Origin of the sequence: Paraburkholderia dinghuensis (assembly GCF_003837865.1) — a bacterium.
In the GTDB taxonomy this organism is placed as follows: domain Bacteria; phylum Pseudomonadota; class Gammaproteobacteria; order Burkholderiales; family Burkholderiaceae; genus Paraburkholderia; species Paraburkholderia dinghuensis.
The window spans coordinates 44,054-59,552 of the sequence record NZ_RQIS01000007.1 but is presented as its reverse complement, the minus strand read 5'-3'; the positions used below and the strand labels follow the sequence as shown (position 1 = coordinate 59,552).

Annotated in this window: 14 protein-coding genes; 3 read left to right on the top strand and 11 right to left on the bottom strand. The window is 58.0% G+C overall.

Annotation, left to right across the window (positions count from 1 at the left end; all coding sequences use genetic code 11):
• Positions 1-27: 27 nt before the first annotated feature.
• Genes D1Y85_RS11145 through D1Y85_RS11135 form a run of 3 tightly spaced genes read right to left on the bottom strand, consistent with a single transcriptional unit; the run spans position 28 to position 3,887 of the window.
• Positions 28-2,442: an aerobic carbon-monoxide dehydrogenase large subunit gene (locus D1Y85_RS11145; protein ID WP_124151112.1), complete on the bottom strand. Its 2,415-nt coding sequence runs from the start codon at positions 2,440-2,442 to the stop codon at positions 28-30.
• 17 nt (positions 2,443-2,459) lie between these two features.
• The gene (locus D1Y85_RS11140; protein WP_124151111.1) at positions 2,460-2,990 is read right to left on the bottom strand and encodes a (2Fe-2S)-binding protein; all 531 of its coding nucleotides are present in this window, start codon (positions 2,988-2,990) and stop codon (positions 2,460-2,462) included.
• An 18-nt stretch (positions 2,991-3,008) separates the two neighbouring features.
• A complete protein-coding gene (locus D1Y85_RS11135; RefSeq protein ID WP_124151110.1) occupies positions 3,009-3,887 on the bottom strand; it encodes an FAD binding domain-containing protein in 879 nt (292 codons plus the stop codon).
• A 466-nt stretch (positions 3,888-4,353) separates the two neighbouring features.
• Here D1Y85_RS11135 and D1Y85_RS11130 point away from each other — a divergent pair, with 466 nt between their 5' ends.
• From D1Y85_RS11130 to D1Y85_RS11120, 3 genes are all read left to right on the top strand, one after another.
• Positions 4,354-5,166, top strand: a complete 813-nt coding sequence (locus D1Y85_RS11130) for a LytTR family DNA-binding domain-containing protein (RefSeq protein ID WP_124151109.1) — start codon at positions 4,354-4,356, stop codon at positions 5,164-5,166.
• Between the two features lie 212 nt (positions 5,167-5,378).
• Positions 5,379-5,870 (top strand): VOC family protein, encoded by a 492-nt coding sequence (locus D1Y85_RS11125; protein WP_124151108.1) that lies wholly within the window; start codon positions 5,379-5,381, stop codon positions 5,868-5,870.
• Positions 5,871-6,165: 295 nt separating this feature from the next.
• Positions 6,166-7,320 (top strand): NHL repeat-containing protein, encoded by a 1,155-nt coding sequence (locus D1Y85_RS11120; protein WP_246024876.1) that lies wholly within the window; start codon positions 6,166-6,168, stop codon positions 7,318-7,320.
• A 51-nt stretch (positions 7,321-7,371) separates the two neighbouring features.
• On the opposite strand, the gene D1Y85_RS11115 is transcribed toward D1Y85_RS11120, so the two are convergent.
• The 8 genes from D1Y85_RS11115 to D1Y85_RS11080 form a co-directional block, all read right to left on the bottom strand.
• On the bottom strand, positions 7,372-8,304 hold the full coding sequence (locus D1Y85_RS11115) for a class I SAM-dependent methyltransferase (protein ID WP_124151107.1): 933 nt from the start codon (positions 8,302-8,304) through the stop codon (positions 7,372-7,374).
• Between the two features lie 317 nt (positions 8,305-8,621).
• On the bottom strand, positions 8,622-9,488 hold the full coding sequence (locus D1Y85_RS11110; RefSeq protein ID WP_124151106.1) for an alpha/beta fold hydrolase: 867 nt from the start codon (positions 9,486-9,488) through the stop codon (positions 8,622-8,624).
• Positions 9,489-9,549: 61 nt separating this feature from the next.
• A complete protein-coding gene (locus D1Y85_RS27895) occupies positions 9,550-11,085 on the bottom strand; it encodes a methyl-accepting chemotaxis protein (protein WP_124151105.1) in 1,536 nt (511 codons plus the stop codon).
• Between the two features lie 147 nt (positions 11,086-11,232).
• On the bottom strand, positions 11,233-11,976 hold the full coding sequence (locus D1Y85_RS11100) for an SDR family NAD(P)-dependent oxidoreductase (RefSeq protein ID WP_124151104.1): 744 nt from the start codon (positions 11,974-11,976) through the stop codon (positions 11,233-11,235).
• Positions 11,977-12,009: 33 nt separating this feature from the next.
• Complete coding sequence (locus D1Y85_RS11095; RefSeq protein ID WP_124151103.1) at positions 12,010-12,564, bottom strand: hemerythrin domain-containing protein; 555 nt, start codon at positions 12,562-12,564, stop codon at positions 12,010-12,012.
• A gap of 32 nt (positions 12,565-12,596) precedes the next feature.
• The gene (locus D1Y85_RS11090; RefSeq protein WP_124151102.1) at positions 12,597-13,127 is read right to left on the bottom strand and encodes a cupin domain-containing protein; all 531 of its coding nucleotides are present in this window, start codon (positions 13,125-13,127) and stop codon (positions 12,597-12,599) included.
• Between the two features lie 14 nt (positions 13,128-13,141).
• Positions 13,142-14,263, bottom strand: coding sequence for an alcohol dehydrogenase catalytic domain-containing protein (locus D1Y85_RS11085; protein ID WP_221410279.1), 1,122 nt, complete (start codon positions 14,261-14,263; stop codon positions 13,142-13,144).
• A gap of 73 nt (positions 14,264-14,336) precedes the next feature.
• On the bottom strand, positions 14,337-15,407 hold the full coding sequence (locus tag D1Y85_RS11080; protein WP_124151101.1) for a porin: 1,071 nt from the start codon (positions 15,405-15,407) through the stop codon (positions 14,337-14,339).
• Between the last annotated feature and the right edge of the window lie 92 nt (positions 15,408-15,499).

Here is a 15,499-nt window from a genome sequence, read left to right as displayed (position 1 = left end):
GGATTCCTGTGTTTTAAACGCCCCGCCTCACGCGGGCCGCGTCAGCCCAAGGTCGCGGCATTGCTGCCAGACGCGGTACGCGTTGTGCGGCATGTTCATGTGCGTGACGCCGAGGTGCGCGAACGCATCGACCACGGCCGACGTGAAGCACGGAATCGAGCCGACGTGCGGCGATTCGGCCACGCCCTTGGCACCGATCGGATGATGAGGCGAAGGTGTCACCGTGAAATCGGTCTCCCAATGCGGCGTTTCAACCGATGTCGGCACGAAGTAGTCGAGCAGCGTCGCGCCAAGCAGGTTGCCCGTTTCGTCGTAGGGCATCTCCTGCCCAAGCGCGACGGCGAAACCTTCTGTCAAGCCGCCATGGATCTGCCCTTCGATGATCATCGGGTTGATCCGCGTGCCGCAGTCGTCGAGCGCGTAGAAGCGTCGCACGCGGATCTCGCCGGTATAGCGGTTGACGTCGAGCACGCACACATACGCGCCGAACGGGAAGGTGAAATTCGGCGGATCGTAGTAGTCGACTGCCTCCAGGCCCATTTCCATCCCTTCGGGGACGTTGTTGTACGCGGCCCACGCTACATCCTTGACGGTCTTGAACTGATCCGGCGAGCCCTTCAGCACGAAGCGGTCGAGGTCGAATTCGACGTCGTCGGGACTCGCTTCGAGCAGATGCGCGGCGATCCGGCGCGCCTTCTCGCGGATCTTGCGAGCGGCACGCGCAACCGCGGCGCCCGCCACGGGCGTCGAGCGCGAACCGTACGTGCCGAGCCCATACGGCGCCGTTGCCGTATCGCCCTCTTCCACCGTGATCTTCGAAGCCGGAATACCGGCCTCCGACGCAATGATTTGCGCGTAGGTGGTCTGGTGCCCCTGGCCCTGCGTGATCGTGCCCATGCGCGCTATGGCCGAGCCGTCCGGATGCACGCGGATTTCGCATGAATCGAACATGCCGACGCCGAGGATGTCGCACATTTTCGACGGTCCTGCCCCGACGATTTCGGTGAAGTTCACGACGCCGATGCCCATGAGCCACTCCGCATCCGGATCTGCGCGTCGCTGTGCCTGTTCCGCGCGCAGCGCGTCGTAGTCGACTGCGGCCAGCACCTTTTTCAGCGCGGTTTCATAGTCGCCCGAATCGTATTCGAGGCCGAGCGGCGTCGAATACGGAAACTGGTCTTTGGCGATGAAATTTCGCAAGCGGATCTCGGCCTTGTCGATGCCGAGCTTCTGCGCGAGCACGTCCACCATCCGCTCGATCAGATACACCGCCTCGGTCACACGGAACGAGCAGCGGTACGCGACACCGCCCGGAAACTTGTTCGTATACACGCCGTCCACGGACACGAACGCATTCGGGATCGCGTACGATCCGGTGCAGACATGGAACATGCCGGCGGGCCACTTCGTCGGATCGGCGCATGCGTCGAAGGCGCCGTGGTCAGCGACGACATTCACGCGCAGCGCCTTGATGCGGCCGTCCTGATCCGCCGCGAGTTCGCCGGTCATGTGATAGTCGCGCGCAAACGCGGTAGTGGAAAGATTTTCGCTGCGCGACTCGATCCACTTCACGGGACGGCCGAGCACGATCGACGCCACGATCGAAGTAACGTAGCCCGGATACACGCCGACTTTATTGCCGAAACCGCCGCCGATATCGGGCGAAATAATGCGGATATTCGATTCAGGAATCGATGAAAGTAGACCAACCACGGTGCGCACGACGTGAGGCGCCTGCGACGTAATGTAAACCGTGAGATCACCGCGCACTTTATCGAATGACGCAACACAACCGCAGGTTTCGAGCGGACACGGATGCACACGCGGGTACACGATATCCTGCTTGACCGTAACGGGTGCGCTTTCGAACACGCGGTCCGTCTTGTCGCGATCGCCCATCGTCCACGTGAAAATATGATTCGGATGCCTGCGTGTTCCGTGCGCGCCGATTTCCTTGTCGCGAATATCCTCGCGAATAACGGGCGCATCGGGTTCGAGCGCTTTCAACGGATCGACGAGCGCCGGAAGCTCCTCATATTCGACTTCGACGAGTTCAGCCGCATCGGCAGCGACGTAACGATCGTCGGCCACGACAAACGCGACTTCCTGATTCTGGAAGCAGACTTTTTCGTCGGCGAGCACCGCTTGCACGTCGCCCGCGAGCGTCGGCATCCAGTGCAGCTTGAGCGGCTTGAGATCGTCCGCCGTGAGCACGGCGTGCACGCCCGGATGCGAGAGCGCGCGCGACTTGTCGATTCGCTTCACGCGCGCATGCGCGTAGGGACTGCGCACCATCACGCCGAACAGCATGCCCGGCATCTTGATGTCGTCGACGTAAGTGCCCTTGCCCTGGATAAAGCGCGGGTCCTCGCGGCGCTTGCGCGAACAGCCCATGCCTTCGAGCGCGGCAACACGGTCGAGATTGGCGTCTTGATTGCCCATGACCTGTCTCCCGTCGCTCAGTGTGCTTGAGCCGCATCCGCCGCGATGAGCGGGTGCGAGCTTTCGGCCGTTTCGCCACGCAGCTTGCGCGCGGCGTATTGCACGGCCTTCACGATGTTTTGATAGCCTGTGCACCGGCACAGGTTCCCCGCCATCCAGTAGCGAATTTCAGCTTCTGTCGGGTCCGGATTCTCTTGCAGCAGGCGATACGCGCGCATCAGCATGCCGGGCGTGCAAAAACCGCACTGCAAGCCGTGTTCCTGCATGAAACCTTCCTGCAGCGCGTGCAATACGCCGCCCTCGGCGAGACCTTCAACGGTCCGGATCTCCGCGCCCTGCGCCTGCACGGTCAGCAGCGTGCAGGATTTCACGGACGTGCCGTTGAAATCGACTGTGCAAGCGCCGCAATGCGACGTCTCGCAGCCGATGTGCGGCCCCGTGTGCTGGCACTTTTCGCGCAGCGTGTGGATCAGCAACTCGCGCGGCTCGACGACGACGTCGACCTCGCTGCCGTTGAGGCTGAACGTCACCATGGTTTTGCTGGCCATTTCGCGTTCTCCGGGGGATCAGGGACGAGCCGGGTTAACGGCCCTTTCGTGGGCCGTATTGAGCGCCCGGCGGGTCATCTCGCCCGCCATCGCGCGCTTGTAGTCCTCGTCGCCGCGCAGATCCGGCGCCGGATTGCACGCCGCCATCGCGAGCCGCACGGCTTCGTCGAGCGCGTGCTCGTCGAGCGGCTTGCCGGTCAGAACATTCTCGGCGTCCGTCGCGCGAATCACCGTGTCGCCGACATTCGTCAGAGCAATGCGCACATGTTCTACATTGCCGCCGGCCAGGCGCAGTGTGACGGCCGTCGCCGCGGTCGCGAAGTCGCCGGTCTTGCGCTTGAGCTTCGCGTAGCAATAACCGGTTCCGGGCGGCGGCATTGGAATGCGTATACCGGTCATGATCTCGCCCGGTTCGAGCAGCGTCGCATAGGTGCCGATGAAAAAGCCGTCGGCCGGCACCACGCGCTCGCCCGCCGCGCTTTGCAGCACGAACGACGCATCGAGCGCGACCATCAACGCCGGATGGTCGTTGCCGGGGTCGCCATGCGAAAGATCGCCGCCGAGCGTGCCGCGATAGCGGACCTGCGGATCGGCAATCTGCCGTGCGCCTTCGCAGATGAGCGGGCAGCGTGTTTGCAGCAGCGTGGACCAGATCAGCTCATTCTCGGTCGTCATCGCACCGATCCACAGTACGCCGTTTTCCTCGCGAATGCCCTTGAGGTCGGTGATCCTGCCGAGATCGATCAGATGATCGGGCGCTGCAAAGCGCAGCTTCATCATGGGCAACAGGCTGTGGCCACCTGCGAGCAGTTTCGCCGAGTCGCCGTGCGCGCCGAGCAGTGCGAACGCCTCGGGCAACGTTTGTGGCGCGTGATATTCGAATGGGCGCGGAATCACATTGGTCTCCTGTTGACCTGATTTGGCATGTCGACCAGAGTTGGCGCTTCAGCGCTTACTCTGGTCCCATGCAAAGCTGTCGACCAGAGTCAGCGCTTTAGCTGTCGGCAGGAGTTGGCGCTTTAGCTGTCGGCCGGAGTTAGCGCTTTAGCGCTTACTCCGGTCCCATGCAGAGCACTTACTCCAGCCCCACACGGAGCGCTTACTCCTGCCCCATGCAGAGCACTTATTCTGGTCCCATAACGCCTTCCGCCGGATCCAAAAAAACACTGCTGTTGTCATGGTCCTGAACTTCAGGATTTCACAATGCAACGCAGCAATTCAACGGTATTTCGCCAACGGCGGACTGGCTGCGCCGGGAGCGGTAAAACTTGCGCGAAAGGGGGAAAGGACCTAAAAAGGAGGCAGCGTCCCGGCGCGTTAGATGCCGCGCACAAAGCCTCGGATACATCGGGGAGAACCCTGAATGAAACCGCTCGAGCACACCATGCCGACCACCGAAGCGCGCCGCACAGAGACCTTCCAGCACAGGCTGGAACAATTCAATCCGGGTGTGGTGTGGCTGGACGCTCAGGGGCGAGTCAGCGCATTCAACGACGTCGCGCTGCAGATTCTCGGTCCCGCTGGTGAACAATCGCTCGGCGTCGCCCAGGACAAACTGTTCGGTATCGACGTTGTGCAGTTGCACCCAGAGAAAAGCCGCGAGAAGCTACGCTTCCTGATCGAGTCGCGCGATGCCGGCGGCTGCCCGGTGAAATCGCCGCCGCCCGTTGCGATGATGATCAATATTCCCGACCGGATTCTCATGCTCAAGGTGTCCCGCATGTCGGACATGAACGGTACGTGCGGCACCTGCATGATTTTCTACGATCTCACCGACATCACGACTGAGCCTTCATCCGAGTCGCGTGAGTCGCTTGCCGGCACGCCTTCGCCGCCGCGGCGGCTCTTCAAGATTCCGGTCTATCGCAAGAACCGCGTGATCCTGATCGATCTGAAAGATATCGTGCGATTTCAGGGCGACGGCCACTACACGACGATCGCAACGAAGGACGATCGCTACCTCTCCAACCTCTCGCTCGCGGATCTGGAGCAACGCCTCGACAGCAGTATTTTCCTGCGCGTGCATCGCAGCCACATCGTGAGCCTGCAGTACGCCGTCGAACTCGTCAAAGCCGACGACAGCGTGAACCTCGTAATGGACGATGGCGAGCGCACTGTCGTGCCGGTGAGCCGGTCACGGGCCGGGCAACTGAAGGAGTGGCTCGGCGTGGTTTGAGGGAAGCCATTCAGCCGCGATCGAATAGTCATTCGAAGGGCGCCGTTGTAGCCGAATCGAAAGGGACAATCGCGATTTCCGGATTTCCGGAAGCGGTCGTTCATTCCGGATGCCGCAGGGGGTGCGGAACGTAATTCCGCCGCGGTATACGCCATGCAGATGCCGCGCTAGCATGACGATTCGTCTCATCGATTCCCCTCTGGAGACACGATATGAGCAGCAAGAACACCATCTGCTTGTGGTACGACGGCGATGCTCTTGACGCGGCAAAATTCTATGCCGCGACATTTCCCGACAGTGCTGTGGGCGCGGTGTTCAAAGCGCCGGGCGACTATCCCGGTGGCAAACACGAGAACGTCCTGACCGTCAATTTCACTGTCATCGGCATTCCCTGCCTCGGGCTGAACGGTGGCCCGCATTTCAAACACAACGAGGCCTTCTCCTTTCAGGTCGCAACAGACGACCAGGCGGAAACAGACCGCCTGTGGGACGCGATCGTGCGCAATGGCGGTCAAGAAAGCGCCTGCGGCTGGTGCAAGGACAAATGGGGCGTGTCCTGGCAGATCACACCGCGCGCGCTTATGGCGGCGATAAGTGATCCCGATCGCGCAGCATCGAAGCGTGCATTCGATGCGATGATGAGCATGAAAAAGATCGACATCGCCACAATTGAAGCGGCGCGGCTCGGACGCGATTCGGTGTGATTTCAGCTATCGGCGGTCTTCAGACACAAAAATATTTCGAGCGTCAATGCGAGCGCTTGCGCCGGCGTGCATGCACTGCTCCAGGGCGATCGCATTGTCCCGTTCGAAACGCATAGCGAAGCCGCTGCGGCCGTCGACATATCGCTGCGTTCAACATCAAGCAGACATCACCCTCTGCAGGGAATAATCGAAGCACCTCCTCGTTTACGCAGGACGCGAGTCGCGCGAAGCAACGCCGGCGCTGATGCTACGCACCCTGACGACTCGCGCTGTCCGCGCGGGAAGGAGGTGTCAAGTGGAAGCTTCGCGTTCGTTGTCTGCATTTATTTCATACACTGGCTTTAACAAGCCAGCGAAAGTGGCACGCACATATCGCTTTGTGCGCCGCGCCGTTTGCGGAACCGGTCTACTGGCTTTGTCGGCAGGAACTTCCTGGGTCGATGCGCAGGAAACGATCCTGCCGCCACAGTCGGCCACCTCATCGACTGTTCCGGCCAACGGCGATGTCAACCCGTACGGCATCGCGTTCGTACCCGCCGGCGTGCCATCCTTTAGCACGCTCAAACCCGGCGATGTGGTCGTATCGAATTTCAATGCGCAGTCGAATCTGCAGGGCACGGGTACCACCATCGTCAAGCTCGTACCCAACGGCAATCCGGTGACTTTCTTCGAAGGAAGCCATCTCGGCCTCACGACGGCGCTCGGCGTGCTAAGAAGCGGATTCGTGCTGGTGGGTAATGTCCCGACCAAGGACGGCAAAAACGTCATTGCGCCAGGCTCGCTGCTCGTGATCAATCCGCAGGGTCGATTGATCAAGGAACTGAAGGATCCCAACCTGCTGGATGGCCCCTGGGATCTCGCCGTGATCGACATGGGGCAAACCGCTAAAGTCTTCGTCTCCGATGTGCTGAGCGGAAAAGTCGCGCGCCTCGATCTGGCTATCGGCGCGAACGGTGTGGAAGTGCTGCCCACCTCGACCGTCATCGCATCAGGCTACATGCACCGCACCGATCCCGCGGCACTCGTCGTGGGCCCGACCGGGCTTGCTTACGACCCACTGCATGACGTGCTTTACGTCGCGTCGACCGGTGACAACGCCGTGTTCGCCGTTTTCGGCGCAGCCGGTGCGAGTCATGATGGCGGCGTCGGCAGGATGATCTATCACGACAACACGCACCTCCATGGCCCGCTTGCGCTGGCGCTCGCACCCAACGGACACCTTGTTACCGCAAACGGCGACGCGGTCAATCCCGATCCGCAGCAGCCCAGTGAAATCGTCGAGTTCACGCCGGAAGGGCAATTCATCGCGCAATTGTCGGTCGATGCCGCGTCGGGATCCGCGTTCGGCCTGGCGTTCGGTCTCGATAGCAAGCGCCATTTGCAGTTCGCGGCGGTAGACGACAACACGAACACGGCGACAGTCTGGACGTTACGCACGGACAATCCATAGTCCAACGCATTGTCCAACTCAGGACATGCTCCGGATCGGTCGCTGGCCGTATCAGGCTCGTCGGGGCATGTCCGACAAATGCGGTTTTTGAGCCGTGAGGTACGCAATGCGCGACGCGCCGAACTGTTGTCCACTTTCGAATACAGGTCGGAGCCGCGATTCCAGGTAATGGCGTTCTTCAGGTGTGAATTGTGTTTCGAGTATCCATTCGAGCGGGGGCGCCAGTGGATGAGGCGACGTACGCAGGAACGTTTCCCACGAAGGCGAATCACTTCTGCACACGTCGATATGCAGTTCGAGGTGAATATCGGTAAATCCAGTATCGATCGCAAATCGCACAAGATCGCGTTCGCCGTAATTCGTGATCGGTAGAGACCGGATCTTTTCGGCGGTATCGGGAAACTGTGCGGCACGACTGCGAAGCAGCAGCGAGAAGAACGGATCCTGCGGATTTTCGCCTTCCGCATCGACGATCTTCTTTAACGCGCAAACCTCCAGGGCTTCGTCGCGAAGGATCGGCTCTGCCATCGCGAGGCGCCCGCCGGGCTTTAGTATCCGGAATAGCTCCCGCATGGCCGCAGGCTTGTCCCCCACATAGGCGAGCACGGCGCGCATCACGATAGCGTCGACCGATGCGCTCTCGATCCCTTCGAGTTTTTCGGCAGAACATTGAAGGAATTCGCACTGACCACTTATGGCAAGGGCACTGGCGCGCTCACTGGCGTGCCAAAGCATGGGCGCCGAGATATCCGTCATGAGCACCCGCAAGGCGTCACCCGCACGCTCGATGGCTCTAAACGCGACCAGGCCGTCGCCGGTCCCAATGTCGGCGAGCACCATGTGAGGCTCAAGACCCACGAAATCCAGCAGGCGATCCGCGTATCCCGTCATTTCCGCGCGCAACTGCGGTTCGTACCTGGGATCGCCGCCGTGTCGATGATTGAGAAGCCAGTTTGACCAGATATCGGATTGGGTGTCGTGCACAGGAACCTTGGGGCGTTATTCACATTTATTTGCTGCGCCGAGGATCGTACTGTGTGAAGCTGAAGGAAACCTTAACTGCGCTCGCAGCTATATTTTCCGTTGATCCCTGATGAAAAAAAGCGGCCGCTTACGCGCACCGCCTTTCGTCAAACTCGAATCATGCTTACGATCTGGTTTCAGAAACTTCCAATTAGCCAAATTCTCGCAAACTCAGGCCGACCGCGGACGCCAGATTTACGTTATATGCGCGTGGCGTATTGGTTTGATTTAGGCTACTCAGTCAAACGCCCAACCTTCAACACCGTTACCCGAAACACTTAGCGGGCGAGGAAATCCAACACCATCCTGTTGAACTTCTCCGCGTGCTCCCACTGCACCCAATGTCCACAGCGGTTGAACATGTGGAACTCTGCCTCCTGCAATCCGGATAGCAGACGCAACCCGATATCGTAGGGCAAGAATCGATCCTCCCTGCCCCATACGATCAGCGTCGGACACTTGATCTCCGGCAATCGCAGTTGGTAGTCCGTGAACTGCTTCGGATTTGCTGCCATACTCGCCACCCAGTTTTCAAGGTGATGCTTGTTGGCTTGCATGTTATCGACCCGCTGTTGCAGCAGGTCATCGGTCAGCGCCGAAGGATCATAAACAAACACATCCATCATGCGTTTGACGTTTTCCAGCGTGGGCTCCCGATAAACGAAATTCAGTAGCTTGATCCCTTCTGTCGGCTGGGGAACGAACGTGCTGGGCCCACCGGTACCGCCACCCATGTAGACCAGACGATTGACGCGATCCGGATTGGCAAGCACAAACGCCGTAGCCGAATGCGCTCCCATCGAGTTTCCGATCAAACTGATTTTATCGATTTCAATTTGATCCAGAACTGCACGAATAACGTGACCGTTGAATTCCGACCGCGAACCTTGAGCAATTACAACCGGATCACTCTTGCCAAATCCGGGAACGTTGATAAGCAAAACGCGATATCCGGCGCCGGCAAAGGCATCAATATTTCGGTGATAATTAGCCCATCCGGTCGCCCCGGGGCCTGAACCATGAAGCATGACAACGACAGGACCTTCAGCGCGACCCACGTCGTTGTAGTGCACCCTGTAATCGGTATCATGCACTCGAACCACAACCTCGTGGCTGGTCTTCGCTTCATTGAAAAGCAAACTCATATCTGATCTCGCATCGAAGTCAAAACACCGGATGGAGTTGCCCCCATCCGGTTCTGAAAACTCAGGCAACCTTGAAAACTGCAACCGTCTGCGACAACTGGTTCGATTGATCCCGCAGTGCTTGTGCCGCCGCTGATGCCTGTTCGACCATCGCGGCGTTACTCTGCACCTGCTCGTCCATCAGCGTCACGGCCTTCGAAATCTGATCTATGCCCGAAGCCTGTTCCTGAGATGCAGAACTGATTTCACCCATGATGTCCGCTACCCGGGTGATGCTCTGCACTACCTCGTTCATTGTTGATCCGGCTTCGTCCACTAACCGCGTGCCGGCACCGACTTTGGTAACCGAATCGTCAATCAGGTCCTTGATCTCCTTAGCAGCATTGGCTGAACGTTGTGCCAGGCTCCTCACTTCCCCGGCCACCACAGCAAAGCCACGCCCCTCTTCCCCGGCTCTAGCGGCTTCAACCGCTGCGTTCAACGCCAGGATGTTGGTCTGGAAGGCGATGCCCTCGATAGTGCCAATGATGTCGCTAATACTGTTGGCGCTCCGATTGATATCCTGCATCGTTTCCACAACGCGTGACACGGCTTGACCACCACGCACGGCTACCTCAGCGGCATTGCGAGCCAAGGTGTCCGCCTGAATCGCATTTTCAGCGTTCAAACGAACGGTCGAACTCAATTCTTCAACCGAAGCCGCAGTTTGTTCCAGAGAAGCCGCCTGGGATTCGGTACGGGTCGATAGCTCCGCATTGCCCTGTGCGATTTGCGAACTCGCGTTCCTGATCTCTTCCGAAGACTGTCGCACTTCACCGACGATATGGCGCAGGCTACTGCTCATGTCGCTAAGTGCGCCTAGAACACGACCCGTCTCATCCTTTGCGCTGGCATCGATTTTCTGGGTCAAATTGCCATCTTTCACGCTTTGTGCAACCTGCACTGCAGTATTCAGTGGAGTCGAAATAGCACGAATCAGCCATACGCCGAATCCTAATGCCAGTGCGAACCCACTAGCCACGCCGAGAATACAAATGATCCGTACCGCCTGGTAGTTGGCTTGCGCGCGTTCATACTCGCCTTTAGTCAACTCATTTTCCATAGCGATCAGATCGTCCAATCCATCTTGTATCGGTTTGTATTCTGACTCCAGGGGCCCTCTAACGAGTTCGCCAACAGTGGCAACATCATGAGCCTCCATAGCTTCCATAGCAGGTTTGATCGCCACCGTGAAATACTTGCCAAAGGACTGCGAGAACGCATCCGCCCTCGACTTTTCCTCAGGATCGATATCGGCAACGAAGTCAGCCCATGCCTTGTTCCCGAGCGTCAAATCCGCCTGAAAGCTTTTGAGTTTCGCCTCGACGCTTTCCGGCTTCGTATCCAGCGAAGACGACGCAATGGAATAACGTAGGCGATTCAGCGCCTTGGTCATCACATCCACGCGCTGAATCGCCGCTAATCGCTTTTCGTATACGGTTTGAAGAGACGAATTTACGTTCCAGGTGCTCCAGAGCCCCATCAGGCCCCCAGCTAGCAGTAGCACGCTCAATAATCCCATGGAAAGGATAAGTCGAGCCTTTATAGTGAGGTTCATCAAAATTAGATTCCTATTAGAACAATGGACCCACGCCAGCCTTCCAACTGCCCATCATTAAACGCGAGTTAGCCCTTATTATTAAATTAATGGCATCCGATGACTAACCCTCGCGTCCTATCGGCGATATATCGTCCCTGAACGATTCTAGATACTCATGCCACCGTCCACGGATAACGTGGAACCCGTGACATATCTGGCTTGATCAGACAGCAGCCACAAGACCGCATTTCCAATCTCTTGCGGTTGACCGATTCTGCGCATAGGAATCATTTCATCCAGCAGATGCACGTCGCCACCGGTCGATCGCATGTAGTTCGGCGTTTCGGTGGCCCCTGGGCAGATAGCATTGACCCGAATATTGGATTTCGCATACTCCTTCGCTACTGCTTTGGTCAACCCAACCACCGCGTGTTTCGACGCTACGTAGTGGGCGATCCCATCCATGCCACGAAGCCCGAAAATCGATGCGTTGTTGACAATGGAACCGCCGCCCGAGCGAAGCATCGCTTCAACCTGATACTTCACGCCGTAGTAGACGCCCTTGAAGTTCAGATCGATTACCCATTCTGCTTCTTCAATCGAAGTCTCATGGATGGGGTGGAAGTCGCCATGACCGCCCGCGTTGTTGAACGCGAAGTCGAGACGGCCGAAGCGGGATTCGGTGAACGCCACCAGGGCTTCGTTATCTTCTCGCGACGCTGCATCCGCGACATAGATCTCAGCACTCCCACCTTGGGAAACGATGCGGTCGCGAACCGAAAGCAATTTGTCTTCTGTGCGGCCCGACACAACCACAGTGGCACCCTCTCGCGCCAATTCCAGCGCTGCTGCCATGCCCATACCCGAGCCGCCGCCTGTGATCAGCCCAACTTTGCCCTTCATCAACATCTAATATTCTCTCCGTTTTTTTAACAACACCGCTTAAGCGGCTTTGGCGTCTACTTCGTAATTCGATTCACTGCCCGGAATCCGGTCTTCATGCACTAAATTGCGCCGCAAAACTACTGCCTGTCCACCATGCGTTTGGCCGTTAATCCACGCGGAGAGCGACGAATCCATATAGTCGGCGTGCCCCGGAAACCAGTCCATCAGGGATTGTGCAAGACGATGAACGGCCCCCAAGCCGATCTGACCAATAGCGGCCAACTGATGTACCTGAAACACCGAGGCGAGGACCTCATCGTGTTGATCGCGATGGCACCTGGAATAGACATCAGGAAATGCTGTCTTATCCATCCATTCATGTTCGAGATCGAAGTGGGCAATCAGATGTGCTTCCACCGCCGCGAGAGCCGTCAGTGCGGTTTCCACCGTACTGTTCCTCAGTGCCATGACAACGTGCACGAATTCTCTATGCTCGTCATCCATCGGCCCGTGGCCGAGAAGCAGGCCGTCATTCCATTCCAGCTTTTCGACATGCCTGGTCGTTCGCTGTGTATGGTGTGCGTGATGTTCGTTCGATTGCAGATTGCTCATTCTGACTTCCCACTACGATTCTTGACTAATGGTTACTTGCGCGGGGCGCCGAGAAGAACCGAAGCCATCACAGCCGCTTGCGGGCTGCGATTGCGCCAGGCGTGTCTCGTGCCATTCTGAATCACGATGTCACCCGCCCGAAGATCACGTGTTTCACCGTCATCCAGTTCAAGCGTCAATTCACCGGCCAGGACGATATCGTAGTCAATCGAATCGGTGATGTGAAATCCCGAACCATCCGGCTCGAAGCACTCAGCGAGACCCGGCAGCACCGTGGCATATTCGGCACCAGCAGCGGCTCCGTCGAACCCAGGGTCCGCCATCACTGAATCCGGCGGAAATTGCACGATCATGAATCGCGAACCATTCAACGCGGGCAGCACTGAAACAGACTGTCCAACCGGATCACCACCGGTATGCGGCAAAACGTTTGACGGATCGGTAGCCCACACCTGTGTGGTCTTGAATCCCGGCACCGCGGCGAATTCATGGCCTTGCGCTTCACCATCACTGAGGATCACAGACTTACCGTCTTTTTGACCAGTAACAACACGACGTACCATCTTCTTACTCCCGGTTACTGAGTGATGACCACATTGACGAAACCACCGGCTCGCTTTTCTGCATCGCGCAGCGCTTCGTTTGCCTGATCCAGCGTGTACGTGTGGTTCTCGAAAACCGATACGTCAAGCGTACCTGCTTCGATCATGTTCACCAGATCCTGGCCTTCACCGACCGTGAACCACAGTGACCCGATGACCGACAGCGCGGAGCACATCATTTCGTGCATGTTGATCGGCACTTCATTGATCTGTGCGCCAATTTCCACGAGGCGACCACCGCGACGCAGGCAACCCAATGCGTCTTTCGTCACGTGCATGTTGGTCGGACTCGGGGCGATTGCGTCCACCACTGCGTCAACGCCAACGCCGCCCGTCTGCTCCTTGACCCATGCAGCCATGTCGCCCGAACCGGATGCAAACGTGGAGATTCGCCGGGGATCGATAGCCATTACGCGGGCCAGTGTTTCTTCGTTGCGGGCAACGACCAGGATTTTGGTCGCGCCCATAGCCCGTGCAATCAGCGTTGCGCCCAGACCCAGCGTCCCCGTACCGCCGATGATCAGAACACTCTTACCAGCTGCAACACCAGCCTTGCGCAGACCTGCGTATGCCGTGCCCAGATAGCCGAAACGTGCGCCGGTTTCGAAGCTGACTTCGTTACCAAGCTTCACCAGGCCATCCGCCGGTGCCGTAGCGTACTGACTGAAACCGCCATACGGGTATTGTTCGTACACTTTCTTCGACTTCGGACCGAAGCCGAAGTAGCCCTGGAACGTATAGGCTTCGCAGAAAATGCTTTCGCCTACGCGACATGCGTGGCACGAACCGCATGAGCGACCCGGATTGATGTATACGCGATCACCGACCTTGAGGCCCGTCACTGCATTACCGACTTCGGCCACGACGCCTGATGCGTCCAGACCGAAGATTGCCGGCAGATCGGGCAGCGTCAGATATGCTTTGTCATTCGCATAGTTGCTGATGACGTTGCGCAGATTCGGAACCACACCCGATGCCTTCAGCTGAACGATCACATCCGTGGGACGCTGAAGTTTCGGATACGGAATAGTCTCAATAGTGAAGCTACCCGATGCGTCGTGAACGCGTGCAGCGCGCATCGTTCGATTGTTGCTCATCTCTGTGTCTCCTTCAGATGGTTCCTGATGCTCTGCGCGTCAGGAACTTTCATTACAGGTCTGCCGATCCAGATCAGAACGAGTGGATAAGGCCGAGGCTGAACGCGGTTTGACGGCCGCCTGATGCGGGACCCGATGCCATCAGAATCCATGCCGGTCCACCGGACGACTGCTGGAATGCCAGCGTCGAGTACAGGCTCGTGCGCTTCGACAGCAGGTAGATAAGCGACAGCGTTTCCTGATTCACGTGTTGCTCATTCAACACGTCGTTGCCCTTCTGGTACTGATACGAGAGGTGGGCATGCAGCGGAGTGGAAAACGCGTATGTGACGTCCGCTTCGTACACGTTAATGCGCGCACCGTTCTGCGTATTAGCCGTGTTCGTATACAGGGCGGCAAGTTCAGCAGCGCCCAACATCCACGATGCGCCGACACCAAAATTCCGGATACCGTCGTTACCGTTGTTCAGTTCCGGATACTTGATGTACGTATAGGCACCGTTCAGCGAGAAGCCGCCATTGTGATAGTTGACCCCGAAGCTTTGTGCCGAATTCGTACCGAAGCTACCCGCAACACCGCCAAAGCTATACAGGCCCCCGAAGGAGAAACCGTCGTACGTCGGGCTCTGGTACTTGATCGAGTTCGGCACCGCCGAGCCCAGGAGACGGTCGAAGTCGAACGAACCGTTGCCCGGAATACGCGGACTGTTCAATCCCTGGAACGAGCTCTGACGCAGATTCATTGCGTTGACGATCGGAAATGCAGGGCCCCACCGGTCCACAACCAGCGAATCGAACATAAAGTCGATCTGATTGCCGGCCGTCAGCTTGCCCCACTTTTCGTCCTCGACGCCGACGTAGGTAGAGTGACCGAACAGTCCGTTCACCATCGCACCGGTGTTCATGTTGAACTGACCTTCGAGCTTGAAGATCGCTTTGGTGCCGCCACCCAGATCCTCAGTTCCGAACAAGCCGAACAGATCAGGCGCTTGACTATCCGGATCGATGGAGAACAGTTTTTTACCACCGACATTCGAGGTGTACATGACACCCGAATCAATAAGCCCGTACATTGAAACGGATTGTGCGTTGGCGGTGGCTGCCACCATCACACCGATAAGCAGTGCAGATTGTTTGATTTTCACTACCTGATTCTCCTCACCTGTCAGCGCTCGCCCTTTGCTGCGGCACTGTGATTTACGCTATGTCCATGGGGACCGCGATGTATGACTCCCTC